Here is a 26,359-nt window from a genome sequence, read left to right on the forward strand (position 1 = left end):
GCAATTACCGCTATAGTTTACAGTTAGCTTTGCACTGTTTACGGCGGGCAAAGAGAGAAATATGCATAAATGAGTTTTATATAAGTCAGATGGGGATATCTTATATCTTACCCGTCATCTTTCAGAATGCAGGTGGGTTGGCTGTTCCCGTTACTTGGCCCATTCATGGGCTTGCCTCTGGGCCGCTGCAAGCAGCGTTCAAATCTGCTCCCGACAGATTTGTCCCCCTAATCACTGAGTTGTCGTGAGTGAGCATGATCGGGATTAGTGAGCCTGATTAAGGCTCACCTGACGGGGCGAGTATCAACGTTGTTCAAATCGGTTCACCACCGATTTGTCTTTTTCTTGCCGCCTTCCTGCACCTTGAAATCTATTGGGTATAGCACATTGAATTTAAGGATATTACCGCATGGAATTTAAAGACTATTATGCCGTGATGGGAGTAGAACCAACCGCTTCCCTGAAAGATATTAAAACGGCCTATCGCAAGTTAGCGCGTAAATACCACCCGGATGTCAGCTCTGAACCCGATGCTGAAAGTAAGTTCAAAGAGGTCGCTGAGGCCTATGAGGTATTAAAAGATACTGAACGGCGCGCCGAATACGACGAGTTAAGGCTACACCGTAATGACCCGCGTTTTACACAGCAACAGGCTGCCTATAATTCAGGTAATCAACAATGGCACAGCAGTGCGGGTGCCGGTTCCCAAGATTTCTCAGACTTTTTTGAATCTTTCTTTGCCAACCGTGGTGCTTCCGCTCATCACACCTCTCAGCGATCACCTCGCGGTGTACGCGGCCAGGATCTTGAGATGGAGTTACCCATCTTTTTAGAAGAGACTTTAGCGGAACAGACGCGTTCTATTTCTTATAAAATACCGACAGTTGATGCTTCGGGGTATCCGGGAGCGGAGACCGCCAAAACGCTAAAAGTGAAAATTCCTGCGGGTGTGGGAGATGGCGAGCGTATTCGTCTTAAAGGGCAGGGTGCACCGGGTTTTGCCGGGGGAGCCAATGGCGATTTATTCCTGGTTATTCGTATTGCGCCGCATCCATTGTTTGATGTTGATGGTCAGAATTTGCAAATAGTGGTGCCGTTAGCCCCATGGGAAGCAGCATTAGGTGCCAATGTCGAGATGCCAACACTGACGGGCAAAATAACGTTAACGGTCCCGGCAGGTAGCCAAAGTGGTCAGAAATTGCGTATCAAAGGCAAGGGGCTAGTCAGCAAAAAAGGCACCGGCGATCTGTACGCGATCCTCAAGGTAGTGATGCCGCCAAAACCGGACGAGAAAATGCGAGCGCTCTGGCAACAACTGTCAGATCAGGCATCGTTTAATCCTCGCACCGGGTGGGAGTAACAGATTATGGCTGAAATAGAAATCACCTATACCGTGACTGAATTATGTCAGTCAACAGGAATAATGCAGGATGAACTGGTCGAGGTGGTCGGGTTGGGTGTGATTGTGCCACTTGAGCCTGCTGACAGCGTCTGGATTTTTGACGCTGATGCACTGAGTTGCCTTCAACGCGCCCAGCGGCTACAAAATGAGTTGGATCTGGACTGGTCTGGTGTAGCAATGACCCTAACATTGCTGGAAAGGGTTGAGCAGCTAAAGAAAGAAAATGACCAACTGCGCAGGCAGCTCGATCGTTTCTTGCAGATATCTTAATGCGATAGCACGGGTTGTGCCCATTTCGGCCAACCCGTATTTTGCTCTTTCTATCTCAGATATTATCCGATGGATAGCACCGAGCGGATATCGCTGTTTTTATTGATATCCCAGACTGCCGTGACATCATCCAGTGAATGAAGCTGGGTCTCAATAGCGAGCTTTTGTTGTGCCGCCAGAACGAAAATATCTGAAACAATTTGTTTTAATTCAGGGATCGCTGGGAAATTACCTGTACCCCTACCCAGTATGTGCAAATTTGCGCTGCGTAACACCGCGGCGGGGAGTTGTAGTGTTGGAGATGCCATGGAACCAACATTGACTAAACGTATGCCTTGATCAGAGCCACCAGCATGAGAGGCAAGGTCATGATGGGTCAGTGCGGCGAAGAGAGCCTCGGTAGCAGGCCCCCAGATATAATCCACAATCACGTTATACCCAGCGGGACCCGCCGCTTGAGTAAATGCCTGCGTCAATTCCGCACCCTGCAATGTCAGGTCTACTGTGGCATCGGCCCCCAGTGTTGCCAATACATCCTGACGCCTCCCGGCGGCGATGACTCTGCCCGCCCCTAAATGACGTGCTGCTGCGATGGCCAGTTTGCCTGAGGTGCCCGTCGCACCAAGGATAAGCACGGATTCACCCGGTTGGATCTTGGCCCGCCAGGAAAGCGGTAACCAGGCAGCCAATGCCGGGTTAATCAAGGCTGCCGCAGTCGCATTGTCAACTTCTGGCGGAACCGGAACATACCAGGATGCTACTGTGCGTTCGGCCATGGCACCAAAAGGTTGGCGAAATGAAGCAAAATAAACACGTGAACCATCAGGTAAATGCCCGATACCATCAGTACCAGGAACGATAGGTAATGTTTTCGGGCTGGAATAATGGGTGCCTTTAACGATACCGCGATCAAGTTGTTTGATACCAGCAACCGCAACATTTATCACCGTTTCACCGTGCAGCGGTGTTGGCTCCACAAACTGCCCCACAACCGGCGCTTCACCCAATGCCTCTACTATTGCAGCCTTCATCGTGTCACCTCACATTAGTGTGCTATTTAGCAATAGTCACCAATCTGCACCCAATTTATTATGAAGACAATATGCCCAGTAAGTGACTAATTTTCTTGTTAGATAAGGTATTTAAAGGCTGCTGACGCCTCCATCTACCCGTAATTCTGTTCCGACGATAAAACTGGATTCATCTGAGGCGAGAAAGACCGCAGCATGGGCAATCTCACTAGATGTTCCCATTCTCTTAATCGGTACCAGTTGGCGGATTTGTTCAGCAAGGTGCTCTTGTTCACTGCCGGATAATCCCAGTTTTTGCAGTGCCGGCGTCTGTGTCGGCCCAGGACTCAAGCCATTGACCCGGATTCCTCTGTCTGCCCACTCGCCTGACAAGGTTCGCGCAAGAGAGAGTAACCCCGCCTTGCTGGCGGCATAAACGTTGCTTTGCGGTAAACCGATATGAACACTGGCGGAGCCACAAAGAATCACCGAGGCAGGGTTAGCCAGCAGTGGCAACAGTGCTTGTAACAGGAAGAAAGGGCCTTTCAGATTAGTTGATAATACTCGCTCAAAACTTTCTTCATCCCACTCTTCTATCGAACGATGAGTAACATCGCCTGCGTTGATATAGACGATATCGAGACGTGGCCAAACCAGGGTAAGTTTTGTCGCTAGCTGATATTGATCGGCAATATTACTGGCATCACTATTTAGCAGCAAAACTTGGTCGCCAAGCTCTTCATATGCGGCCTGCAAGGCTGCGCTATTTCTACCCGTGATTGCTACGGTTGCACCTTCAGCCAGAAATTGACGAGCAGTTTCCAGCCCGATGCCACTGGTTCCTCCTGTAATTAGTGCATATTTATCATTTAAACGATTCATGGTGAGTCTTCTCATTAATAACAATGGAAGACCATTTTTAATACAAAAGTATCTAAAGTATAGTAGGTACCAATTGGATACTAATGATGCAACAGGAAAGCAATGACAACCTATCAGCCGCTGACAGCAAAAAATAAATTAGAGCCGGGCAATTCGATTGTGGAAGAAAAGTGTCCGATGGTGCAATTTGTCGAACTTATCGCGGGGAAGTGGGCTATCCCAATTCTTTATCGTTTGATCGTCACTGCGGCTCCTATCCGATTTGGTGAGTTGCAGCGGGCAATTGCGCCTATCACCCAAAAAGAGCTTACCCGGCAATTACGTGCTTTTGAACAACGCGGTTTGGTCTATCGCAAGATCTATGCCGAAGTTCCCCCACGTGTTGAATATGAAATTACGTCATTGGGCAAAACATTACAGCCAACATTGGATTCGTTGGCCCAATGGATGAGAGACCATCATCAAGCCCTCAAGGGCAAGGAGTGACTAGGATTATTGTCGTGCCAAGAAGATCCTATTTTTTCTCAATTCCGCTATTGGCAGTCGCGTAATACAAGTTGTATGTACTACATTTAAAAGACTGCTCACTAATTCGGCAGTAACAAAAATGGCAACAATAGTTTCAAGGAGAGAGTATGAGTAAAATACCAAGTTGTTGTTCAGAAGATAACCACCCGAATAGCCGACGGAATGTACTAAAAGCTGCATTGGGTATCACTGCTGCGAGCGTCATCGGTGGGATTGGTTTGGGGCTACCCCAAATATCATATGCAGCGGCTATGACCAGAGAAGAACGTGATAAGTTAACGCCAGATCAAATAGTTGAGAGTTTAAAACAGGGCAATAAGCGGTTTGTTTCTGGTAAAATGCAACAACATGATTATCTTGCACAAAAACGCAGTAGTGCAGAAGGGCAGTTCCCTACCACTGTCATTTTGAGTTGTATTGATTCCCGCGCACCAGCAGAGATAGTGCTGGATACGGGGATCGGTGAAACCTTTAATGCCAGAATTGCCGGTAACATCTCTAATGATGATTTATTAGGTAGCCTGGAATTTGCTTGTGCTGCTGCGGGAGCTAAAGTCATCCTGGTTATGGGGCACACGGCTTGTGGTGCAATCAAGGGAGCTATTGATAACGTTGAACTTGGCAACCTGACTGGTCTGCTTAATAAGATTAAGCCAGCAATTGAGTCGACGCAATTTGATGGAGAGAAAAGCAGTAAAAATGAAAAATACGTCGATGCTGTAGCGAAGAATAATGTCAAACACACCATAGATGAGATACGTAAAAATAGCGAAATAATTAGAAACTTAGAAAAAGAAGGGAAAGTAAAAATAGTAGGTAGCATGTACAACTTAAATGGTGGTGTGGTCGAGTTCATTATGTAATATGTTTGCTTTAATTCTATCCCATTCCCCTTGATAAACGTCAAGGGGAATAATAATTACTTCTGATAGGGTATTAAATTAGATATCCTGTTATTTTTTTTATTACACACACCTGCTTGGCTAAGAATAGTATTTATGCTTATATAAATGAGACGGTGTTATAATCAACGGCTGATAGCAGAGTGTCTAGTAAAGATTATTTTTTAAATTGAATCGCGGGTGCATAAAATAAGTATATGAATATTTGTAAAGGCAAAGCATATAATTGTTATAATTTTGTTTTTAAGTAAATAACTTGCTTTCATATTGTTAAATGGTATTTATCTCTTGAAGTTTTTCGCCTTTATTGTATTTTAACCTCTGTGGTTGCATGTTTCTTTTGGGATGAATAAAACAAGTTTCAAACATTTTCAATAAGAATGATACCATCATGATGCTGTATTATCTTATTACTATGAATAATGCATTTTCATGACTAATGGTTTTTGTCTAATTATTGACTTGATCAATTATTATCTGGTGACTTTATTCGTTAAGAATTATATATATGTATTAAATTATCGTTTAATATAAAATATAATTATAATATATAATTTAATTTGTTTTATTCATTAAACAAAAGTAATAATAATCACTTGTTTTCTTATCACATCAATGTTGTATGTGATTGGTCTTTATTAACCGAGTGAATGTATTTGAGGGGTTATTTATGTATGTCGATACAGTCTCTGTTGTCTCTGGCAGTAAATTTATTGATGTCAATGGGAAAGGAGTGATTGATTATGAAAAAGAGATATCACTGGATTGCTGTATGAACAAGATTCATTTTCATACTAAAAAGCTAACAATTGATATTAATGAAAAACAAAAGAGATTGGTAATGTGTTTATTTAGTGATGTCAACCGTAAGCAAGATATCATAAAAGTAGTATGGTATGAAAATCATAAAAGTATTTCAGATAATAATTATCATCAATTAATACATAAGTTTAGAGCACATTTAAAAAGTGCAGGGATACCTGATGGCATTGTTAAAACCATAAACAGATACGGTCTTAGATTAGATGCAGGGATATTAAAAAATATGGTATCAAACAAAATGAATGATAGGTTTATTGGCTACTAAAATAGACTTGTCACATCTGTGTTTTCCTCATTATAAATGAGAGGTTAGGGTGTTATCATTTTTTAAGAAGATAGTTATAACACCCAGCCAAACTCTGTTTAGTAATAAAATAAATTTGCTAGATGTGCTCTTAATCTTACTTATTTTATATTGCCTCGGAATGCTTATTAATGCAGTGTCAAGTCAAAATGAAATGCCAGTTCCAATATTATATAAAGGTTACAATGGTGAGAATGATAAGGTAAAAAATAAAGAAATAATGATAAAAGAGATCAAAAGGTTAAAGTTATTTAGCAAGGGCATTAAAGATAACATACAAAAAAACAATGTTACTAACGATATAGCTAATGCTCCTTTGTATATGGGGAGGCTGAAACTGGTTGGTATACTCGAACATGCAGACGAGTCAAAATCTATCGCCATAATAGACTCTGGCGTGGCACAAGAAACCTACTTTACTCATGATAGAGTAGCCGGTACTAATAGTGTTATTATTGTAAAAATACTTAAGGATAAAGTAATTATTAGTGATGATGAGGTTTATTATTCACTGGTTATATTGGAGTGAGTACGCCCTGAATTAAAATGTAAGGGGAGTGTGAATGCATATCAATAATGTCTTCTTGGCATATGGTCGTATATTTTGTTATTTTATTAAAATCACATCACTGACACTATCAAAAATAACTATAGTGCTAGTTTTCTTACCACTAGGTGTAAATAGTGAAAGTTTCTCTGCGCTGTTCAAAGATGCAGATATAAAAGAGTTTATTAATACAGTAAGCAAGAATATCAATAAAACTATAATAATAGATCCTAAAGTTCAAGGTTTGGTTAGCGTCCGTAGTTATGAACTATTAGATCAAGATAAATACTATCAATTCTTTCTTAATGTACTCGATGTTTACGGATATACCGTAGTGGAAATGCCTAATAATATCTTGAAGGTAATACCATCAAAACGAGCTAAAGGTTCAGTTGTTCCTACACTAAGAGAATCGGGGGAAACTTATGGGGATGAACTTATCAATAGAATATTCCCACTTAAACATATCTCTGCCAAGAGTCTTGCCCCACTATTGCGCCAATTAAATGATAATTCTGAATCTGGTAATATTATTCACTATGAGCCATCAAATACTATATTAATTACGGGACGCGCTGCTGTAGTAAACCGCTTGTACTCGATAATCAATACATTCGACCAAGCCGGAGATATAGATGTTGAATACTATAAATTGAAACATGCTAATGCTGTTGATGTGACTAAACTAGTCAATGAAATCATAAATCAAACAACTTCCAACAAACAAGAGCCATTCAATTTAGGAAGAATGATTGCTGATGATAGGACTAACTCTGTATTGGTGAGTGGTGATAGCCATATCAGAAAAAAAGCCATTAAAATGATAAAGGAGCTTGACCATCAACAGAATAGTTATGGAAACACAAAAGTTATATATATGAAATATGCTCAAGCATCGAAACTTTTGGAGGTGCTAACTGGCATTAGCCAAGGTTTTCTCAGTAACAAAAAAACAAACTCGACAGGCAAGAAACAGAGTGGAAATATTGCCATTAAGGCATATGATCAAACAAATGCTTTGGTCATTACAGCTGAACCGAAAATGATGAGAGAGTTAGACTTGGTTATCGAAAAGTTAGATATCAGACGAGCTCAAGTCTTGGTCGAGGCCATCATAGTTGAGACCCAAAATGGAGAGGGATTAAACCTTGGCATACAATGGGAAAATAAATTTTCTGGTGGGGTCAACTTTATCCCAAACTCAGGAAGGACAAGAAATAATAGTGACGGTCTACTGCCCATGGCAATTACAGGATTAACTGCAGGCTTTTATAAAGGTAACTGGAGTGGTTTATTTACTACCCTGGCAACTAATTCAAATAATAATATTCTGGCAACACCGAGTATTGTCACGTTGGATAATATGGAGGCTGAGTTTAATGTAGGTCAAGAGGTTCCTGTACTGACATCGACACAAACAACATCTACAGATAGGGTCTATAACTCAATCTCAAGGCAAAATGTTGGTGTCATGTTGAAAGTGAAACCACAGATAAACAAAGGTGATTCGGTTCTTCTTGAAATCCGACAGGAGGTATCAAGTATTGCTGACGGTTCTGACGTCACTGCTAATAATTTAGGCTCTATTTTTAACAAGAGAGTCGTTAATAATGCAGTTCTGGTAAAAAGTGGTGAGACGGTTGTTGTGGGTGGGCTATTAGATAAAAAGATAAATAAAACAGTAAATAAAGTTCCTATCTTGGGGGATATTCCTTTTATTGGTGGTTTTTTTAGGCAGAAAAAAGAGAAAATTGAAAAAAGTAACCTTATCTTATTCATTAAGCCAACAATACTCAGGGAAACAAATGACTATAACTTGGTGACCGCAGAGAAATACACTGAATATAATCATGGGAATACAAATAAGCCTTTTATAAATAGTGCTCTAAAGTATTATAAGGAGAGGGGGGGAGAAAAAAGAAATCATGATGATTTCAATAAACTTAAAAAGGATATAAGGGCATTTTACCGTGACGTAGGGATTGAGTTATGAACCAAGATGAGAAGAAGTTAGTACCATTAACATTGAATTGGTCTAAAGATAATGGTGTTATCTTACTCCCAGTAGAAAATGGATATCAAATTATATGCCGCCATTCAGCTTCGCTTGAGGCAATACTTGAAGGGAATAGAGTCGCCTATCAACCTATGGGCCTTGATTTTGTTACTGATGATGAGTTTAATAATACTCTGACGGCCACGTATCAAAATAGTTCAATGCAGTCACATAAAATAATGAATGCAATAAGTGATGAGATCGCGATTTATTCATTTGCTAGTGAATTGTCTGACAGTGAAGACCTATTGGACTCAGATAATGAGGCTCCAGTAATAAGACTAATCAATACCATTTTAACAGAAGCAATTAAAAATTTAGCGTCAGATATCCATATAGAATCTTTCGAAAAAAAAACTGGCTATCAGATTTCGTATTGATGGAGTATTAAAAAATATATTAGAACTGAAACACAGTGTAGCACTATTATTAGTTTCTCGGATTAAAGTTATGGCGAAATTAGATATTGCAGAGAAGCGTATTCCCCAAGATGGACGTATTGCACTGAACTTGGCCGGGCGAGTTTTAGATGTTCGCGTGTCTGTTCTACCGTCAAATCATGGTGAGCGCGTAGTTATGCGCTTACTGGACAAAAGCAGTATTAAGTTGGACTTACAATCTTTAGATATGTCAGCAAAAAACTATGGCTTGATGAAAAAACTGGTGCTCAAGCCTCATGGTATTATATTGATTGTTGGCCCTACGGGTGCAGGCAAAAGTACTACACTCTATGCAGCTCTAATGGGAATAGATTCAGGTGAAAGGAACATTATGACTGTCGAGGATCCCATCGAGTTTGATATTGATGGTATATCTCAGACACAGGTTCATTCAAAAATTGGCATGACTTTCTCTCGAAGCCTAAGAGCAATACTGCGACAGGACCCTGATGTTATTCTTATTGGCGAAATACGAGATGTGGAAACTGCACAAATAGCAGTACAAGCCTCTTTAACCGGCCATTTAGTTTTATCAACGTTACATGCTAACAGTGCTGTTGGTGCTGTAACCAGGCTGAGAGATATGGGGATCGAACCCTTTATGCTATCAAGCTCATTATTGGCAGTATTATCTCAACGTTTGGTGCGCCGACTATGTATCGAGTGTCGGCAAGAGTATACATTTATGCCGGAGCAACTAAACAGCTTGGGCATAAATTATGGAATGACCATAGCAGGAAATACGCATCGTGCGATAGGTTGCGACAAATGTAATGCGGCCGGTTATCGCGGGCGAATAGCTTTGCATGAGCTCTTAGTTGTTGATAATCGCTTACGGGAAGGTATTTATAAAGGCTATAGTGAGCATGATCTTGTCCAGTTGGCGCAGCAAACTATACGCAGCATTGAACAAGATGGGGTGGATAAAGTTATGACTGGCTTAACAACAATTGAAGAAGTGGTCAGGATAAGCTTAGAGGACAAGCATGCCTGTATTTAAATATGTCGCTATCAATAATAACGGAGTGAAAATAAAAGGTAATATTGATGCCGAAAGTATGTTGGCTGCCAGGAATATTATCTATCAAAGAAGATGGTATTTATTAAAGATTAATATCATAAAATTAAATTATTTTACAAGAGTAATGAAGTACTTTAACACTGTTAATAATGATGATCTTGTGTTAGTTACTCGACAAATGTCGACATTAGTGAATGCAGCAATACCATTAGACGAAGTATTGGCAATTATCGAGAAGCAAAATAAAATGAATGTAATGAATAGTATAATATATGACATAAGGATGAAGATTATAGAAGGCTATTCATTTTCAGATTCACTTTCAAATTTTTCAAATGTTTTTAATCCATTATATAGGTCAATGATCACTGCTGGTGAACTATCGGGGCATTTAGGTATGGTGTTGTCTCGACTTGCAGACCATATAGAACAAGCGCAGAAAGTGAAACGAAAACTTGGACAAACACTTATATATCCGATTATTCTAATTTTAATGTCTCTCAGTGTGATTATTATCCTTTTATCGGTAGTTGTCCCTAATATAGTAGAGCAGTTTTACTTAGAGAGTAATGCATTGCCTTTTTCTACACAAGTTCTCATGACAGTTAGCAACGTGATAAAAAATAACATATTGACTATTTTAATGTTAATTTCTTCTGTGTTAATTGTAATTAATAGAATATTGAAAATAAAGAAGGTAAATAAACTCTTTGAATATTATTATTTGAAGATCCCTCTGGTTGGAGAGGTGATTATTAGGTTGAACATATCCCGTTATTTAAGAACATTAACTATTTTAAACGGCAATAACGTTGATTTAATCCAGGCAATAAAAATAAGCAACTCTGCATTGACAAATGAATATATTAAATCACAGTTAAAAAGCACCGCTAAGTTAATTAACGAAGGCAGTAGTCTATCGTCTTCTTTAACTATTAGCCGAGTATTCTCACCTATGATAATACATATGATTGCATCAGGTGAACGAACTGGGACATTGGATGTTATGTTGGAAAAAGTGACTGCTGTCCAAGAAGATGAACTGATGGTTAAGATAAATATATTTATAACAATACTAGAGCCAGCAATAATGATTTTCATGGCTGCATTTATCTTTTTTATTGTTTTGTCAATATTTCAACCAATATTGCAGATTAACAGCCTAATTTCATAATATATATCGAGGATGGATGATGAAGGAGACGAAATCGGATGGATTTACATTGCTGGAAATTATGGTGGTTATCATGATTTTGGGTGTTTTGGCTAGCTTAACGATACCCAGTCTGATGTCTAATAAAAACCGAGCTGACCGGCAAAAGACATTAAGCGATATTGTTGCTTTAGAAAATGCATTGGACATGTATAAGTTGGATAATGGCCATTACCCTACAGAGTTACAAGGTATTCATTCATTGGTTGTCAAACCAACAGAGGTACCCATCCCGAGAATTTATCCTCAATATGGTTATATTCGGCGATTACCGCAAGATCCGTGGGGAAACGCTTACCAAATGAGTAATCCCGGAAAGAATGGAGAGATAGATATATTTTCTGCAGGACCGGATAGAGAAATAGGTAGTGAAGATGATATTGGCAACTGGAGTGTATCATCATAATTAAAACAGATATACGTAGTAACTTGAGTCCCGACAACGCATAGGTAATTACTTGCGATATTATACAGGTTTTACATTGTTAGAGGTTATGATCTCATTAGCTATTTTTGCTATTGCGGGTATCAGCATTATGAAAAATATTAGTGAACAATTAATTTTGACCAAAGCGTTAGAAGATAAGATGGCATCTTCTTGGGTTGCAGATAACGTTTTAGCTGAAATTAAAATAATGAATGTTACACAAAGCGGAGATTTGGCGAAGGGACGTCATTTTATGCTTAACCAATTTTGGTATTGGCAAACGAAGGAAGTATATAATCATAGTAAAGGATATCATGAAGTTATCGTTGAAATTCGTAGTCAGGAAAATAGCGAACATCCTAATTATATAGTACAAAGACACCGGATTACTAATGACTAAACGTTTATCTTATGGCTTTACATTGTTAGAGGTACTACTTGCTGTTATTATTTTTACCATGATGAGTTTAACTATCTATCAGGCTGTTATTGTTATTGCGAAAGGAAGTGCCGCCGCGAGTAGTAAGGCAAAAATATTATATAGAATATACCAAGTAATAGAAAAACTTCAAGATGATATATCTCACGCGATAACATATCAAAATTTTATTTCAAATGATTACCAAGGCGTTTCCTTCCAAATAGGGAAGGGGCTTTTGGGAAGTGATGATTTTGGGGTTTATTTCTTACTAAATAATAATGATAATTTAAAATACGATTTTGACTATATGCCAGAAAGTATAGGCTATAGGTTGAAAAATAAAGTTTTACAAAAATTATCTTATACTAAAATTGGTTGCATAGAAGATCCGGAATACAAGATTTTAGATGCTATAGATGGAGTCTCAGCATTTAGAATGCAGATATATCATGAAAGAAAATGGCTAAATGAGTGGCGGAGCGACGTTGTCTTACCTCACGCCGTTGAATTTACCATAGAATTGGGAGGTATTGGCATGGTAAGACGAGTTATTATTTTATTGAATAGTGGAGTTTTATAATTGTGGATAGTTTAGAGACACAGCATGGTGCTGCACTATTGCTAGTATTATCTATTCTATTATTGATTAGCACAATGGCTTTCACGTCACTTTATCACTGGTCTGATTTATATAATCTATTTAAGATAAGTGAAATAAGAAAGTCACAGAAATGGATATTATTAGAAATTGAAGGTGAGATGTTAAACAGAATCATTGGGCCTCTATTAAATTCTAAATATATAGGTGATGAGTTAGGTCACAGTTTGACCCATCCCAAAACCATTAAAATAAACGAGAATGATATATATTATAATTTGGTTGATAGAACTAACTGCTTAAATATTTACTTTATTAAATATAAGTCATGCAATAATACAGTGGAATCTTATGCCAGGACGGTTTTTAAAAACATGTTAATTAATTCAGGGGGAGGAAAAGAAGAAATAAATAATATTATGGAATATATCTCTGGTTTTATTAACCGTGATTGTTGCGAAAATAACAAATATAATATCTATACTGGTTCAATACTTAGGCCAAAGTATACTAATTCCAATGATGATTTAGCTGTTTTTTTACCCGATTATAGTAATAAGTTACTTTTACAACTGACACCACTGATCTGTACTAGAAATGACAACGTATTATTAGTTAATATAAATACGCTTGAAATACAACATGCCAAGCTCGTTCAGGCAATGCTCATGAATACTCTTAGTGAAGAAGATATTGTCAGGGTTATATTATCCAAACCAGCAACTGGCTGGGGTAATGTTGAAAGTTTCTTTGATTCGATGTTAAATAATTCAGTGGTGGCAATCAATGATAGACAAAAGATAAGAGATATTTCCATGTCAAACTTTGCAACAGATGAGTATTTTATCTCATTATCATTTGGTCTTGATGGTAAGGATGAATATTATCAATTAAGTAACTTCCTTCATATTAAAAAGAAACAAGTTACGGTATTGCAGCGGATGTATGGTATTGGCTAACCATATAATGAATAGTGTTGCCTTTCGGGCTACTCTACTGATTAGACTCGGGAATTATGAGCACGATTCTGTTTATTGGTATATCAAAACGCATGATGGTAAAAAGAGTAGTTATGGTAAACTCAAGAGTCATACTGAAATTAAAAATCTAAAATTAGATCCTAAATATACCGTTAAAATATTAGTTCCAGCAAGTTGTATAATATTCAGACGAATTGATATCAAAGGAGTGGCAACAAGTAAAAATATGAAAGTTATTTCTTTTTTACTTGAGGAATCAATTGTGGATGATATAGATAAATTTCATACTATTAATTTAAAATGTGATGATGATTTCTGTTATGTAGCCGCTGTCGAACATCAATTAATGAATCGCTGGATAGGATGGTTAAAGGATGCTGATATCACTGCAAAAACTATTGTGCCTGATGTATTGGCTCTACCATTTAGTCTTGGACAATGGTTTGCGGTAAAATTAGACCATGAATGGTTGATCAGAGATAGTGAAATGTCAGGCTTTTCAATTTGTAGTGAAATATTAGAAAAAATATATGCTTCAAGGTTGTCATCTGTTCATAAAAATACCTTTTATCCGGCTAGCAGTAAAGCTATCAATTGGCAATCAACACAATATTGCGATGTGCTCCGAGTTATGGCTGAAAATGTCGCTCATACTGATGTTAATCTTCTCTGCGGTAAGTATAATAATTTCTTTAAAAGAATTATTAAGTGCCAACCTATTTTTAAACCTATTTTTCTGTGTTTGCTTCTATCTATTTTTGTATGCCATAAATTATGGGGTTGATAGATATAAAATAATGAAGGATATTGATATGCTAAATGTAGAATCTACATATTTTTATACTAATTTTTTTCCAGTTAATGAAAGTGACATTGATGATATAAGTCATTTTAATGATTACATCGGTCATCATAGAGATATGTTATCAAAAACCAGCTTTCTTGATTTAATGCACAAATCAGGTGTTGTTATTGATAGGTTTAATTTGCATGTAAATAGTGTTAATTTTAATAGAGATACACAAATGATGTCATATAATATCTCCACAAGTGAACCTGATGCTATAGCAATTGAATTAAACGAAGGAAATGAAAGTCTTAAAGGAGTGATTTTAAATAAAATAGCCAATGGCCATAGTACGCATGATATTATTTTTAATAATACACCATGAAGTTAAATTCACATTCTATTCTATACTATTTTTGGCAATTAAGAACCATCCTATCATTCTTATTGATGGTTATTGTGGTACTTTATACAATTAAAATTTTGGTGGATTGTAATATATTACGGCAGAAACAGGTGCTATTAAGGGATGAAATTCTTCATTATTCTACAGAATCTACAAATCTAAATCTACGTCGGCAGTATAAGGTATGGCATGATTATTATTCACATGACAAATTTGATAAAGAGATTATTAATATTTTTAACGGCGGGAATAACATCTTGCAGATATCGACATTATCCGATGGAACTGCTGCTATAAAATTTGATGGGGTTAAATTTTCTAACGTACTAGATGTGATTCATTTTATGTCTCACTACTATAATATTTATATTAGTGATGTGAATATTTATCGTAATGACAGTGAAAGTGGTGAGTATGTAATGGGGAATATTTATTTTGTAAAGCGAGAATCAAAAGGAATATAATTAAATTATGATTGATACTTATAGTCTGGTCGGTTTTTTATTTTATACTGTTGTTGGGCTATGCATAGGGAGTTTTTTGAATGTTGTTATCTATCGGCTACCAATTATGCTTTCTGCTACTGCACCCAAACATAGGGTCGTCAGTCGACGAATTAAGGATGATAGCCTCAAAGACAACATTAATTTATGTTTTCCAAAATCATTTTGCCCAAATTGCAATAGCCAGTTACTTATTAGGTACAATATCCCCGTAGTCAGTTGGTTATTATTATGTGGTAGATCCCGGTGCTGCCATCAGAGAATTAATCCTCGTTATCTAATTGTAGAGTTATTGACGGCTATTTTAACCTTACTTGTTGCCTTTTGGGCTGAAAGCGATTATTCAACAGTTGCCTGTTTACTTTTAATTTGGTCGCTGATTACGTTGTCTTTTATCGATCTTGATTGTTACTTACTTCCAGACTGTATTACATTGCCATTATTATGGATAGGACTTGTTTTTAATATAAATAATGTTTTTTGTTCTCTGTCATCTGCAGTGCTAGGTGCTGTAGTGGGTTATGTTTTTTTGTGGTTACCCTATTGGTTATTTAAGTTATTTAAGGGTGTCGAGGGAATGGGATATGGTGATTTTAAATTAATGGCAGCTATGGGAGCTTGGTTTGGTGTATCAGCAATACCCATGTTGATATTGTTATCCTCTAGTTTAGGTATCATTATCTCTATGGTGATTTCTCTCTTGTCAAAGAAGAAAGTAAAACACATCGCCTTTGGCCCTTATATTTGTCTGGCTAGTGTGGCTCATCTATTTCTAGGGGAGGTTATTAGCTTATTTTAATAATGAATTTATTTAATATTTCGCTCAACTCTTTACATTTGTAATCGTTATTCATACCGTCATTTTTTAATTTTTCATATCTTACCTCTGTTAGTTCTGACCGCGAATGACTACTCTGCTGTAAACTGAGAGAGTTATCAGAATTCATCATAGTTATGGCACTATTCACTATTTTCTCTTCACTTGGTAACTTTTCCATACCACATATTTCTTTTAGATAACGCATCCCAGCCGTTAATGCAGTTAATTGTTCTATTTTTACTTTTTGAGTTAAATTTTCATTTTTGTGTGTTTGGCATCCAAAAATAATTGGTGTGAAAAATAAAATCACCCTGAGTTTCATTATGATCATTCACCTTCTTGATTTTTCATTGTTACTAATAATATCTCAAAAATGTAATTTTCATGGTGGATATTTTTTGTTGGTTATCAATATTTATTGATAGACTTTCACCTTTGCTATTGATTCTTATGTTCTCTATCATTTTTCGCTTAAAACTAACGAATTTAACTTTATTAATGTTTGAAGGAGACTGTCAGGTAACACTATTTCTGCTATTTTATTTAGTGATGACTACCATGTGGGGAAGGAAATGGATGAAATAATGATTGGAGATATTCTCTTTACTCCACAAAAGAGAATAATCAATAAAGGGGGTTCTTTCATAAAAATGAGGAATAAAGAGTCTGAAGTGTTATTTTTATTATGCCATAATTATCCAGACTCTCTCACCCGCGATGATATTGAGAAGGAGATATGGGGAGGTAGCTATGTAACAGATAACACACTAACACAAACAATTAGTAACTTGCGTAATGCATTAGATGATAAAGCACATGAATTAGTGACGACTATCCCCAAAAAAGGATATTGCATTGGTATTAAACCGATTTTTATTTCAAGTAAAGAAAAAGAAAAAGAAAAAGAAAAAGAAAGAGGTGGTGGGGGAGGAGTAGATTGTCTTGATGTTGTTAAAAATAATAAATATATTTTATCCGGCGTTGGTTTTCGTTATAAAGTTGTTTTACTGGCAGTGTTTATAAGTTGTTTTTTTACTTCGTTATATGTGACATTAAATTCCCATACAATTAAGATATTACATCCTACAATCATGCCTATATTGATAGGTTTGGATAACACGCTAGATGAAGTTTTCTTATCCACATACCGCAAGGCACCCTACGTTTACTTAAAGAAAACAAAACAGGGGGAGTATATTGCTTGTAAATATCAAACTGGGGAGCTGATATGCGAGCGAAAATAATATTTATTTTGATCTTTAGTGTTTTTATATCAATAGGGCTAGGGTATGGCGCTGGGCGTATATATTCTTATATTCACCCAATGAAAGAGATTGAAGGCTATTGGGAGGTTAACTATTGTTTTAATCATTCACCTAACACTTATCATGTTTACTCCAGAGTTAATATTATGGGAAGAGAGATAAACTCATCTGCCGATGTGTATGGTGAAAATCATGATTTGAAAGCACGGCGTAATATTGTCTTTCGTGTGGTTGATGCGAGTAAAGGAGTTTTTATCGGTGATGTGTTATCTCTATCAATATATAATAATGACGATAATTGTTTATATGATTTCCTTAATACACCCTATGCAATAAGTTACCCTGTTTTCTATAAATTAGATGAAAATACTATTTTGATTGAACAATCCCAGGGGCATCCTATTCATAATTTTCGCTTATTAACACGCAGTGATACATGATGTAATCTCCTGAAATATACTTGTAATATTTGGCGAGTAATGTTGGTATATTAATTATCGTCGGTGTAAAAATAATGTTATATCACATCAGGTTGTTTGTTATAAGGCTTCTCTCGCATGTTAAAGGATTAGGCCCAATCTCCGATGGAAAAATCGGTATATTGTTTGGTCTAATACTCGTTATTAGCCTTTTCTCCTTATTGCAGTTATTTTCCATCGGGTATTTATCTCATATATTGGATAGTACCACCGTTAATGTTGAAAAAACGCACTATAGCCATCAGCAAGAAGTGTTGATGGATCGCGCCAGAATGGAGCTATTAATTGCTAGCGACAAATTCAATCGGGCCGGTATCTATTATATGGAGGACAAAGAGACCGGTTCTGAGGGGAGCTGGCATAGTCTTTTGAATGAAGCACTGCAATCTATGCAGCAGTCACAGCAAAATTATCGTGAGTTATTACTTCTTTCTGTTCACGATAAACGACCAGAATTCATTGCATTAAAGGAAAGTTATCAGCAGTTATATCAAGGTTTGACTGAGCTTGGGCAGGGGTTGTCAAAGAACAGTAATATTGATCGGTTTTTTGAAGTCCCGATACAAGGCTTTCAAAGTGATTTTACCGAAAAGTATTACCACTATTTGCAGCAAAGTGAGAGTAATCGGGCTGTAATGGATAGCCAGCTATTATCGTCCTTATCGTCAGCAAAGCAGGGGGTTATTACAGCATTGGCGGTATTGCTGTGCCTTGCCTTTTCGGTTTGGCTCGGTGTTACACGCTTAATTATCCGGCCACTTAATGACCTTATTTCCCATATTAACATTATTGCCGCCGGTGATTTATCACGCCAGATTACATATTCATCGTTTACCAGCCGCGAGGCTCGTCAATTGGCTGATAGCATATGCCAAATGCAACAAGGCTTAATTGTCTTGGTGAGTCAGGTTCGCGCAGGTGCAGAAATCATCCTGACAGGTGTTAATCAAATCGCCGCAGATAGCCATCGTCTTGCTGAGCAAACACAGTCGCAAGCACAATCACTGGCCGCAACAACACAAAGCATGTATCAGCTCACTACCCGGGTAAAACAGAACACGATGAGTGCCGATCAAGCCAATCTTCTGGCTAATGAAACCGGCGTTATCGCCCGTGAAGGCGGGGAAATGATGTCTAGCGTCGTGGTATCAATGGCTGATATTTCTGCCGGTTCGCAGGAAATAACGGCAATTATTACGCTCATCGAATCGGTGGCTTTTCAGACCAATATTTTAGCATTAAATGCTGCCATTGAAGCAGCGCACGCCGGTGAGCATGGGCGCGGTTTCTCCGTTGTAGCACGAGAGGTTGGCTTGTTGGCACATCAAAGTGGCAATTCCGCGCTGAATATTAAGCGGCTTATTCATAATTCATCCAGCTCTATCTCCACAGGGAGCGGTTTGGTAGCGCGGTCAGGTGATAACTTACGGGCTATTATTGATGCAGTTAAAAAGGTGACTGATTTGATGGCGGAAATATCTGCTGCATCACACGATCAGAGTCAAGGTATTGAGGGGATAACCACACAAGTGGGGATGATTAATGAAGTGACAAAATTGAATGCTGAGTTAGCCCAGCAATCCACCGGTGCATCGGAGGTATTACAAAAACAAGCATTCCAGCTCAATCAATCTGTTGCTCGTTTTTGTTTACCGACTACTGGGCGGTCGGCTCAAGGTTGTTATGAAGCGGCCCCTGCCAACTTTTAGTGCACCAGCATGCTTTTCAGCATCTTGGTCCATCCAATTGGATCACCGTAATATTCATTTGCGGGTAGGGCGGACAGTTTTCCCTGCCTATCTTGTAGCACAAAGGTTGGGAAGCCGTGTCCATGCACCCTCGCCAGTAAGGCGCGACTATCAGCAATATACTGAGTCGATGCTGTCTGGGCGGAACTGAATGCGTTGATAAATGCTGTCCGGCTTAACCCAATATCAGTGGCAAGTTCAATTAATACCGAGGTGTCGGCGATACGGCGGCCCTCTACGTAATGAGCTTGCTGGATGTGATGGAGCATATCCGCGCCTTGTCCGGCCAATTGTTCAGCCGCTAAAATGGCGGCAATAGGTGGCGTGGAATCCATAATCGCTGAAGTATCATTCAGCAAGTGATTAAAATAAGCCTTACCAAACGTTTGTCCGGTGAGTTCGGCAATACGTTTGTCATGAGGCATCACATAACCACGCCATTGGCTATCTATCTGGCGACGATTCGGTCCAGACATCATCCCACCACCGTGCAGTACCAGTGTCAGATCAGGAATGCTTTGTGCGGCTTGCACCAATGGCGCTGCGCCATAGCACCAACCGCATAAAGGGTCGAAAATGTAATGTAAAGTTAGCGGGGTCATTATGTTCTCCTCTTAGTCCCCGTCACCATTCAAGTTACCGCCTTCTGGCACTTTGGTTGATGACAGGGTAATGCCGTACTGATTCATTTTAAGCGCCGCTTATTGCGGCCATTTCATCTCGTTTTTCAGTACCTTAGCACTTAACTCCAAGCTAGATTCATCTTTCAACTCTGGATAGTGTTTTTTCATCGCCGCAATCAGTGCTGCGGAATCCTTCGCCTTAGGAATCTCTGTATTCAGTGTGGTTAAATAGTTCTGAGTAAAGGTCACTGATGCCAATGTTTGTGGCGCGTTATCGAGATAATGCCCAGGAACCACGGTCACTGGTTTGAGTGCTTTAATCTTTTCCAATGTTGTTAGCCAGTGCTGGCGTGATTCTGCGGTTTGAGTATCCGCGACCCATAAATGGATATTACCGGAGACAGCGACACCGCCAACAACAGCTTTCAAGGATGGGATCCAGACAAATGTCTTTTCAGGTGATGGGCCGTCTAGCCCTTCAACATCAATGTTTTGCCCATCGATAGTGAAACTCTTGCCCTGTAGTGCTTGCGGAACAATTATCCGGGTAGGCGCATTTTCTTTTAGAATCGGTCCCCAATAGGCCATTTTGCCGTCTTTGGTCGCTTCTATTTCTTCAATGGTCTGGGGTGTGGCTAGTACCTTGGCTTGTGGGAATGCTTTTGTGATGACATCCAGACCGAAATAGAAATCAGGATCGGCTTGGCTGATATAAATGGTGGTCAGTTTTTTGCCACTTTGCTGGATTTTCTTCACCAGTGCTTCGGCGTCATTGCGCTGAAATTGCGCATCAATCAGAACCACTTCGGTTTTGCCGCTGATAATCTCAGAAGAGACTGGGAAGATGCTCTTTTCGCCTGGATTATAGACTTCCATTTTGAGTTGTTCGACAGCACTTGCGTTTGCTACGGCTGCGAAGGTTGCCAGGCCGGCAAAGGTCATTTGTAATAGCGTTTTGTTAAACATATCGGTTTTCCTGAGGATGACTGGGGTATGGGTTAGATAATAGATTGCATCGTTCGATAGAAAAACCTGATAATGAGCAACTGTTTGTTGCTTAAATCGAGCTAATAATGGATAGGATCACTGCTGCTGAGGTTTTTGTCGCGATTGTCGAGCGTGGCAGTATGATTGCTGCCGCCGAAGCATTAGAGATGTCACGGGCGATGGTGACACGCTATCTGGCTGAGATGGAGCAGTGGGCGGGGGCGCGGCTGTTACATCGGACAACACGAAAACTGAGCCTGACCCATGCTGGCGAAACCACCCTTGAACGTTGCCGACGTATGCTTGAGTTTGCCCAAGAGATGGATGTGATTGCAGGGCAAGGCAGTGATGAATTGCGCGGTTTATTGCGAATCAGTTGTTCTCAGTCTCTTGGGCAGAGTGCTTTGGTGATTGCTGTCACTGACTATTTACGCCGTTATCCCCAGGTCGCGGTTGATTTACAAATCAATAACCGGGCAGTCAATCTGGTAGAAGAACGCATTGATTTAGCATTGCGTATAACCAATGAGTTAGACCCGAATTTAATTGCACGGCCACTTTCCATGTGCCATTCCGTTGTCTGTGCCTCTCCGGCCTACCTGTCAGCCAACGGAATACCCAAAACACCCTATGATTTGGCAGTACATAACTGCCTGACATACTCATATTTTGGCAAAAGTTTGTGGCATTTTGATTTACAGGGCGAAAAATCAGCCGTTGCAGTCAGTGGCAATTTGAGTGCCAATGAGTCAGTAGTTTTGCTAAGTGGTGCGTTGGAAGGGGCCGGGATTACTCTGCAACCCAGTTATTCTGCCGCCCCCTATATCGCCCGAGGCGATTTGGTCAGCTTATTACCGGGTTATCAGCCGCAAGCAATGGGTATTTACGGTATCTATACTTCACGGCGGCACATGCCAGCAACATTAAGGACAATGCTAGATTTTCTCGTGGAGTGGTTTGCAACCAATCGCCATTGGCTTAACTCTGCTTTCTTGACGCTATAGCGGTGAGTTACATTCTCAAACATATTTTTGTGATCGGTGATGCCTATAAATTACTTTTTATTTCATAGCATTATACGTAGCAAATGCTGCCTTTTTAGTTACTCCGCTATTTATAACCTTGTTCACTACTAGTCAGTATTCCTCAACTCATGCTATTTCTATTTAGTTAGTTAAGAAAATAAACAATTATAATTTATAAGGTTATTACTGCCTTTTTGGCGATGCTCACGGTTTCGCCTCTTCTGTGACTCACTACATGGTGCCGGTTAATTAACCATTATCGGCAACAATTTGTTTTGCCCGCTATCTACTGCGAGCTGATATTGTCTGACTGGGAGCTGGTATTATGCCTGTTGCGCTGCTGGCATTGGCACTGAGTGCTTTTGCTATTGGTACCACCGAATTTGTCATTATGGGGCTGCTACCTCAGGTGGCGGGTGACTTACATATCTCGATTCCAACTGCCGGTTGGTTAATCAGTGGTTATGCGCTGGGAGTGGCAATTGGCGCACCTATCATGGCAGTTCTGACCGCAAAGTTGCCTCGTAAAAAGACATTATTACTATTAATGGTGATCTTTATTATCGGTAACCTGATGTGTGCTCTGGCATACAACTATGATTTCCTGATGCTGGCCAGAGTGATAACGGCGCTGTGTCATGGTGCTTTCTTTGGGATTGGTGCCGTGGTTGCCGCCAATCTGGTGGCGCCGAATCGACGAGCTTCGGCGGTGGCACTGATGTTTACTGGCCTGACGCTGGCCAATGTGTTGGGCGTGCCCCTAGGGACCGCGCTGGGGCAGGCCTTCGGTTGGCGCTCAACATTCTGGGTGGTTTCAGTCATCGGTTTATTCTCACTGGCCGCCCTTTACAGCAAATTACCTTCTTCTCAGGAGGAGGCCCCGACCGAACTGCGTAAAGAGATAGCCGCATTGCGCGGAGGGGGAATCTGGCTATCTTTATTGATGACGGTCTTTTTTGCCGCCGCTATGTTTGCTCTCTTTACTTACATCGCCCCCATTCTGACAGAAGTGACGCAGGTTTCAGAACATGGTGTCAGTTGGACATTGTTGCTGATGGGGGTTGGTCTGACATTGGGCAATATTGTCGGGGGGCGGCTGGCCGATTGGCACCTTTCCGTCAGTCTGACGATGACTTTCCTGTTAATCGCGCTGTTTTCTGCCTTGTTCAGTTGGACCAGCTATTCATTATTGGCAGCAGAAGTGACGCTGTTTCTATGGTCAGCGGCAGCTTTCTCAGCAGTACCTGCACTACAAATCAATGTGGTTACCTATGGTAAAAAAGCACCTAATCTGGTGTCGACCCTGAATATTGCCGCCTTTAATGTCGGCAATGCTTTAGGGGCATGGGTTGGTGGTGTGGTGATTGCTCGTGGGTTAGGTTTAACCGCAGTGCCCTTTGCCGCCGCAGCACTGGCGGTGATGGGGCTGCTACTGTGTCTGTTTACCTTCTCCCGGGCGCGGGCCGGTAAGGTGAAAGCTGTTTAGGCCCGTTGCGAAAACTTAATATTGTTGGGTAATCACTTGGGTTAGGCGCTGCTGGAAAGTGATGGCCTGCTGCTTTAAATGCTCGATAAACGTATCTACCAAAGTAGATGATGGGCGATGTTTCGGTTGTATCAAACTGATAGTAAAAGGGATTTCGACGCTGAATGGCCGCACGCACACACCTTCAGCGCCCCCTTTGCTAATATAGTCTAATGCCGTGAGTGGATTGACAATCGATACCCCCACCCCTTCCCGTACCATGGCGCAGACCGATGCAGCACTGTGGGTTTCCAGCACTAACCTTCGGCTAACGCTTTGTTCAATAAATAGTTTATCCAATAATTGGCGATAACTGTCGGTAACGGACAAGCTGATAAAGTTTTCACCCTGGAAGTCTTGTGGTGTCAGTAGTGATTTATCCCGCAACGGATGGTCACTGGGCAATACGCAAATCTCATTCACGGTCATCAGAGGATGGCGCAACGTACCGGCAGGAGTCTGGGTGTTTTCTGTCAGACCAAGGTCATGACGCTGAGCTGAAAGCCACTCTTCCAGTAGGGGCGATTCCTGCGGGATGATGCTCAGACTGACTTCCGGGTAGCGGTCAATAAAGGGTTTGCACACGGCGGGTAGCAGCGATTGAGAAAAGACCGGTAGGCAGGCAATAGAAAGCTGCGCCTGTTGGAATTGACGAATACCCTCAGCAGCTTGTCGGATGCGATCAAGACCGTAATAAGAGCGTTGTACCTCTTCAAATAGCCGCAAGCCTTGTACTGTGGGATAGAGGCGGCCACGTACACGCTCGAAGAGTGTTAATTGGACTAATTGCTCAAAGCGGGCCAGTTCACGGCTAACGGTGGGTTGGGATGTCTGGAGTAATAAGGCGGCTTCAGTCAGGTTACCGGTGGTCATGACACCATGAAAAATCTCGATTTGTCGTAGGGAAATGGTGGGCATCACAACACTCCTGAAGTGGCGACGGTTTACTGAAAGCCATATCATAAATGAATAGACTCACGGTAAATAGATATTTTCCTAACAGGTATTCAGTTGCTAATAATGAGGTATCAGCGAAATCATTTTTTTCGCCCAACATATTGATGAACAATTATTAGGAAAAACCTATGCCGCGCACACTTTATGACACCACTTCGGCACTGACTGCCCACAATCTGCTGGCTCTGCCTGAGCAATTTGGCTGCCCGGTGTGGGCGTATGATGGTGAGATTATTGTTAAACGAATCAACCAATTACGAAACTTTGATGTTATTCGTTTTGCCCAGAAAGCCTGTTCGAATATTCATATTCTCGGTTTGATGCGTGAGCAGGGTGTCAAAGTCGATTCAGTCTCGTTGGGTGAGATAGAACGTGCGATACATGCTGGCTTCCAGCCGGGGCAGGAACCGGCCGAGATCGTATTTACCGCAGATCTGCTGGATCAGGCCACGTTATTACGGGTGACTGAATTAAACATTCCGGTCAATGCCGGTTCAATCGACATGCTAGATCAACTGGGGCAACATGCCCCAGGGCACCCCGTTTGGTTGCGGATAAATCCGGGTTTTGGCCATGGTCATAGCCAAAAAACCAATACTGGCGGTGAGAACAGCAAACACGGTATCTGGCATCAAGATTTACCACAAGCTATTGAGAAAATTAAAAAATATGGTTTAACGCTGGTGGGTGTTCATATGCATATTGGTTCTGGTGTTGATTATCAACATCTGGAGCAAGTTTGTGATGCCATGGTTCAGCAGGTGATTGCACTGGGGCAGGATATCAGCGCTATCTCTGCCGGTGGTGGGTTATCGATCCCTTATCAATTTGGTGATGATGAGATTGATACCGAACATTATTATGGCTTATGGAATAAAGCCAGAGAGCAAATTGCTGCCTATCTCGGTCATCCGGTTAGTCTGGAAATTGAGCCCGGCCGCTTTCTGGTGGCAGAGTCAGGTGTTTTGGTGGCGCAGGTGCGGGCTGTTAAAAATATGGGCCGTCGCCACTATGTGTTGGTGGATGCCGGATTTAACGATTTGATGCGGCCAGCAATGTATGGCAGTTATCACCATATTTCGTTGCTGCCTGCTGATGAGCGCGACCTCACATCGGCACCGTTGATTGATACGGTAGTTGGCGGCCCGCTGTGCGAGTCAGGTGATGTATTCACCCAGGAAGCGGGTGGTGGATTGGAAACTCGCGCATTGCCAGCCGCTAAAATTGGTGATTATTTGGTATTCCACGATACCGGGGCTTATGGTGCGTCGATGTCTTCGAACTACAACAGCCGCCCATTATTGCCGGAAGTGCTGTTCGAACAGGGGCAGCCACGCTTAATTCGCCGTCGGCAAACCATTGAAGAACTTATTGCATTAGAGCAGATTTAACGACTTTGTTATCAAAAGGA

29 protein-coding genes and 1 pseudogene are annotated in these 26,359 nt (G+C 40.3%); 23 read left to right on the forward strand and 7 right to left on the reverse strand.

Features of this window, described 5'->3' with window-relative positions; genetic code table 11:
- Positions 1-409: 409 nt before the first annotated feature.
- Both A6J66_021180 and A6J66_021185 read left to right on the forward strand, forming a co-directional pair.
- Complete coding sequence (locus tag A6J66_021180) at positions 410-1,360, forward strand: curved DNA-binding protein (GenBank protein ID PNM26441.1); 951 nt, start codon at positions 410-412, stop codon at positions 1,358-1,360.
- 6 nt (positions 1,361-1,366) lie between these two features.
- Positions 1,367-1,672: a chaperone modulator CbpM gene (locus tag A6J66_021185; GenBank protein PNM26442.1), complete on the forward strand. Its 306-nt coding sequence runs from the start codon at positions 1,367-1,369 to the stop codon at positions 1,670-1,672.
- A 62-nt stretch (positions 1,673-1,734) separates the two neighbouring features.
- On the opposite strand, the gene A6J66_021190 is transcribed toward A6J66_021185, so the two are convergent.
- Together A6J66_021190 and A6J66_021195 are read right to left on the reverse strand one after the other, a co-directional pair.
- Positions 1,735-2,703: an alcohol dehydrogenase gene (locus A6J66_021190; GenBank protein ID PNM26443.1), complete on the reverse strand. Its 969-nt coding sequence runs from the start codon at positions 2,701-2,703 to the stop codon at positions 1,735-1,737.
- Positions 2,704-2,814: 111 nt separating this feature from the next.
- Positions 2,815-3,564 carry a short-chain dehydrogenase gene (locus A6J66_021195; protein ID PNM26444.1) on the reverse strand — a complete coding sequence of 250 codons (750 nt, stop codon included), beginning with the start codon at positions 3,562-3,564 and terminating at the stop codon, positions 2,815-2,817.
- Between the two features lie 102 nt (positions 3,565-3,666).
- On the opposite strand from A6J66_021195, the gene A6J66_021200 reads away from it, so the two are divergent.
- The 15 genes and pseudogenes from A6J66_021200 to A6J66_021270 all read left to right on the forward strand — a co-directional run bounded on the left by A6J66_021200 (position 3,667) and on the right by A6J66_021270 (position 16,318).
- A complete protein-coding gene (locus A6J66_021200; protein ID PNM26445.1) occupies positions 3,667-4,050 on the forward strand; it encodes a transcriptional regulator in 384 nt (127 codons plus the stop codon).
- A 149-nt stretch (positions 4,051-4,199) separates the two neighbouring features.
- A complete protein-coding gene (locus tag A6J66_021205) occupies positions 4,200-4,955 on the forward strand; it encodes a carbonic anhydrase (GenBank protein PNM26446.1) in 756 nt (251 codons plus the stop codon).
- Between the two features lie 709 nt (positions 4,956-5,664).
- Positions 5,665-6,081 (forward strand): helix-turn-helix domain-containing protein, encoded by a 417-nt coding sequence (locus tag A6J66_021210; protein PNM26447.1) that lies wholly within the window; start codon positions 5,665-5,667, stop codon positions 6,079-6,081.
- Positions 6,082-6,130: 49 nt separating this feature from the next.
- Entirely contained in the window at positions 6,131-6,649 is a 519-nt protein-coding gene (locus tag A6J66_021215) for a general secretion pathway protein GspC (protein PNM26448.1), read from the forward strand.
- Between the two features lie 34 nt (positions 6,650-6,683).
- The gene (gene gspD / locus A6J66_021220) at positions 6,684-8,660 is read left to right on the forward strand and encodes a type II secretion system protein GspD (GenBank protein ID PNM26449.1); all 1,977 of its coding nucleotides are present in this window, start codon (positions 6,684-6,686) and stop codon (positions 8,658-8,660) included.
- Positions 8,657-10,163 (forward strand): annotated as a pseudogene (gene gspE, locus A6J66_021225) (type II secretion system protein GspE). The gene gspD and the pseudogene gspE overlap by 4 nt, the downstream one beginning before the upstream one ends.
- Entirely contained in the window at positions 10,150-11,358 is a 1,209-nt protein-coding gene (locus A6J66_021230) for a type II secretion system protein F (GenBank protein PNM26450.1), read from the forward strand. Before gspE ends, A6J66_021230 begins: the two are co-directional and overlap by 14 nt.
- Positions 11,359-11,377: 19 nt before the next feature.
- Positions 11,378-11,803 (forward strand): type II secretion system protein GspG, encoded by a 426-nt coding sequence (gspG, locus tag A6J66_021235; GenBank protein PNM26451.1) that lies wholly within the window; start codon positions 11,378-11,380, stop codon positions 11,801-11,803.
- Between the two features lie 52 nt (positions 11,804-11,855).
- Positions 11,856-12,224 carry a type II secretion system protein GspI gene (gene gspI / locus A6J66_021240; GenBank protein ID PNM26452.1) on the forward strand — a complete coding sequence of 123 codons (369 nt, stop codon included), beginning with the start codon at positions 11,856-11,858 and terminating at the stop codon, positions 12,222-12,224.
- Complete coding sequence (gspJ, locus tag A6J66_021245) at positions 12,217-12,825, forward strand: type II secretion system protein GspJ (protein ID PNM26453.1); 609 nt, start codon at positions 12,217-12,219, stop codon at positions 12,823-12,825. Before gspI ends, gspJ begins: the two co-directional genes overlap by 8 nt.
- A 2-nt stretch (positions 12,826-12,827) precedes the next feature.
- Complete coding sequence (locus tag A6J66_021250) at positions 12,828-13,802, forward strand: hypothetical protein (protein ID PNM26454.1); 975 nt, start codon at positions 12,828-12,830, stop codon at positions 13,800-13,802.
- Positions 13,789-14,607 (forward strand): hypothetical protein, encoded by an 819-nt coding sequence (locus A6J66_021255; protein PNM26455.1) that lies wholly within the window; start codon positions 13,789-13,791, stop codon positions 14,605-14,607. Before A6J66_021250 ends, A6J66_021255 begins: the two co-directional genes overlap by 14 nt.
- A 28-nt stretch (positions 14,608-14,635) precedes the next feature.
- Positions 14,636-14,995, forward strand: coding sequence for a hypothetical protein (locus A6J66_021260; protein PNM26456.1), 360 nt, complete (start codon positions 14,636-14,638; stop codon positions 14,993-14,995).
- Complete coding sequence (locus A6J66_021265) at positions 14,992-15,480, forward strand: hypothetical protein (protein PNM26457.1); 489 nt, start codon at positions 14,992-14,994, stop codon at positions 15,478-15,480. The genes A6J66_021260 and A6J66_021265 overlap by 4 nt, the downstream gene beginning before the upstream one ends.
- A 7-nt stretch (positions 15,481-15,487) precedes the next feature.
- Positions 15,488-16,318 (forward strand): prepilin peptidase, encoded by an 831-nt coding sequence (locus A6J66_021270; GenBank protein ID PNM26458.1) that lies wholly within the window; start codon positions 15,488-15,490, stop codon positions 16,316-16,318.
- Here A6J66_021270 and A6J66_021275 read toward each other — a convergent pair.
- Positions 16,305-16,670, reverse strand: coding sequence for a hypothetical protein (locus A6J66_021275; protein PNM26459.1), 366 nt, complete (start codon positions 16,668-16,670; stop codon positions 16,305-16,307). The two genes, A6J66_021270 and A6J66_021275, sit on opposite strands and share 14 nt — an antisense overlap.
- Before the next feature lie 241 nt (positions 16,671-16,911).
- On the opposite strand from A6J66_021275, the gene A6J66_021280 reads away from it, so the two are divergent.
- The 3 genes from A6J66_021280 to A6J66_021290 all read left to right on the forward strand — a co-directional run bounded on the left by A6J66_021280 (position 16,912) and on the right by A6J66_021290 (position 19,792).
- A complete protein-coding gene (locus tag A6J66_021280; protein PNM26460.1) occupies positions 16,912-17,583 on the forward strand; it encodes a hypothetical protein in 672 nt (223 codons plus the stop codon).
- Complete coding sequence (locus A6J66_021285) at positions 17,568-18,044, forward strand: hypothetical protein (protein ID PNM26461.1); 477 nt, start codon at positions 17,568-17,570, stop codon at positions 18,042-18,044. The genes A6J66_021280 and A6J66_021285 overlap by 16 nt, the downstream gene beginning before the upstream one ends.
- Positions 18,045-18,118: 74 nt before the next feature.
- Entirely contained in the window at positions 18,119-19,792 is a 1,674-nt protein-coding gene (locus A6J66_021290) for a HAMP domain-containing protein (GenBank protein PNM26462.1), read from the forward strand.
- Here the strand turns inward: A6J66_021290 and A6J66_021295 are convergent.
- On the reverse strand, positions 19,789-20,433 hold the full coding sequence (locus A6J66_021295; GenBank protein PNM26463.1) for a DsbA family protein: 645 nt from the start codon (positions 20,431-20,433) through the stop codon (positions 19,789-19,791). The genes A6J66_021290 and A6J66_021295 overlap by 4 nt on opposite strands.
- Before the next feature lie 99 nt (positions 20,434-20,532).
- Positions 20,533-21,420, reverse strand: a complete 888-nt coding sequence (locus A6J66_021300) for an MBL fold metallo-hydrolase (protein ID PNM26464.1) — start codon at positions 21,418-21,420, stop codon at positions 20,533-20,535.
- 107 nt (positions 21,421-21,527) lie between these two features.
- Here A6J66_021300 and A6J66_021305 point away from each other — a divergent pair, with 107 nt between their 5' ends.
- Both A6J66_021305 and A6J66_021310 read left to right on the forward strand, forming a co-directional pair.
- Positions 21,528-22,445, forward strand: a complete 918-nt coding sequence (locus A6J66_021305; protein PNM26465.1) for a LysR family transcriptional regulator — start codon at positions 21,528-21,530, stop codon at positions 22,443-22,445.
- A 346-nt stretch (positions 22,446-22,791) separates the two neighbouring features.
- Positions 22,792-23,952: an MFS transporter gene (locus A6J66_021310; protein ID PNM26466.1), complete on the forward strand. Its 1,161-nt coding sequence runs from the start codon at positions 22,792-22,794 to the stop codon at positions 23,950-23,952.
- A gap of 15 nt (positions 23,953-23,967) precedes the next feature.
- Here A6J66_021310 and A6J66_021315 read toward each other — a convergent pair whose 3' ends face one another.
- Both A6J66_021315 and A6J66_021320 read right to left on the reverse strand, forming a co-directional pair.
- Complete coding sequence (locus A6J66_021315; protein PNM26467.1) at positions 23,968-24,909, reverse strand: LysR family transcriptional regulator; 942 nt, start codon at positions 24,907-24,909, stop codon at positions 23,968-23,970.
- A complete protein-coding gene (locus tag A6J66_021320; GenBank protein ID PNM26468.1) occupies positions 24,851-25,060 on the reverse strand; it encodes a hypothetical protein in 210 nt (69 codons plus the stop codon). The genes A6J66_021315 and A6J66_021320 overlap by 59 nt, the downstream gene beginning before the upstream one ends.
- A 16-nt stretch (positions 25,061-25,076) precedes the next feature.
- Here A6J66_021320 and A6J66_021325 point away from each other — a divergent pair, with 16 nt between their 5' ends.
- Positions 25,077-26,339 carry a diaminopimelate decarboxylase gene (locus A6J66_021325; GenBank protein ID PNM26469.1) on the forward strand — a complete coding sequence of 421 codons (1,263 nt, stop codon included), beginning with the start codon at positions 25,077-25,079 and terminating at the stop codon, positions 26,337-26,339.
- The last annotated feature ends 20 nt before the right edge of the window (positions 26,340-26,359 follow it).

This window comes from Yersinia enterocolitica (assembly GCA_002082245.2).
In the GTDB taxonomy this organism is placed as follows: domain Bacteria; phylum Pseudomonadota; class Gammaproteobacteria; order Enterobacterales; family Enterobacteriaceae; genus Yersinia; species Yersinia enterocolitica_E.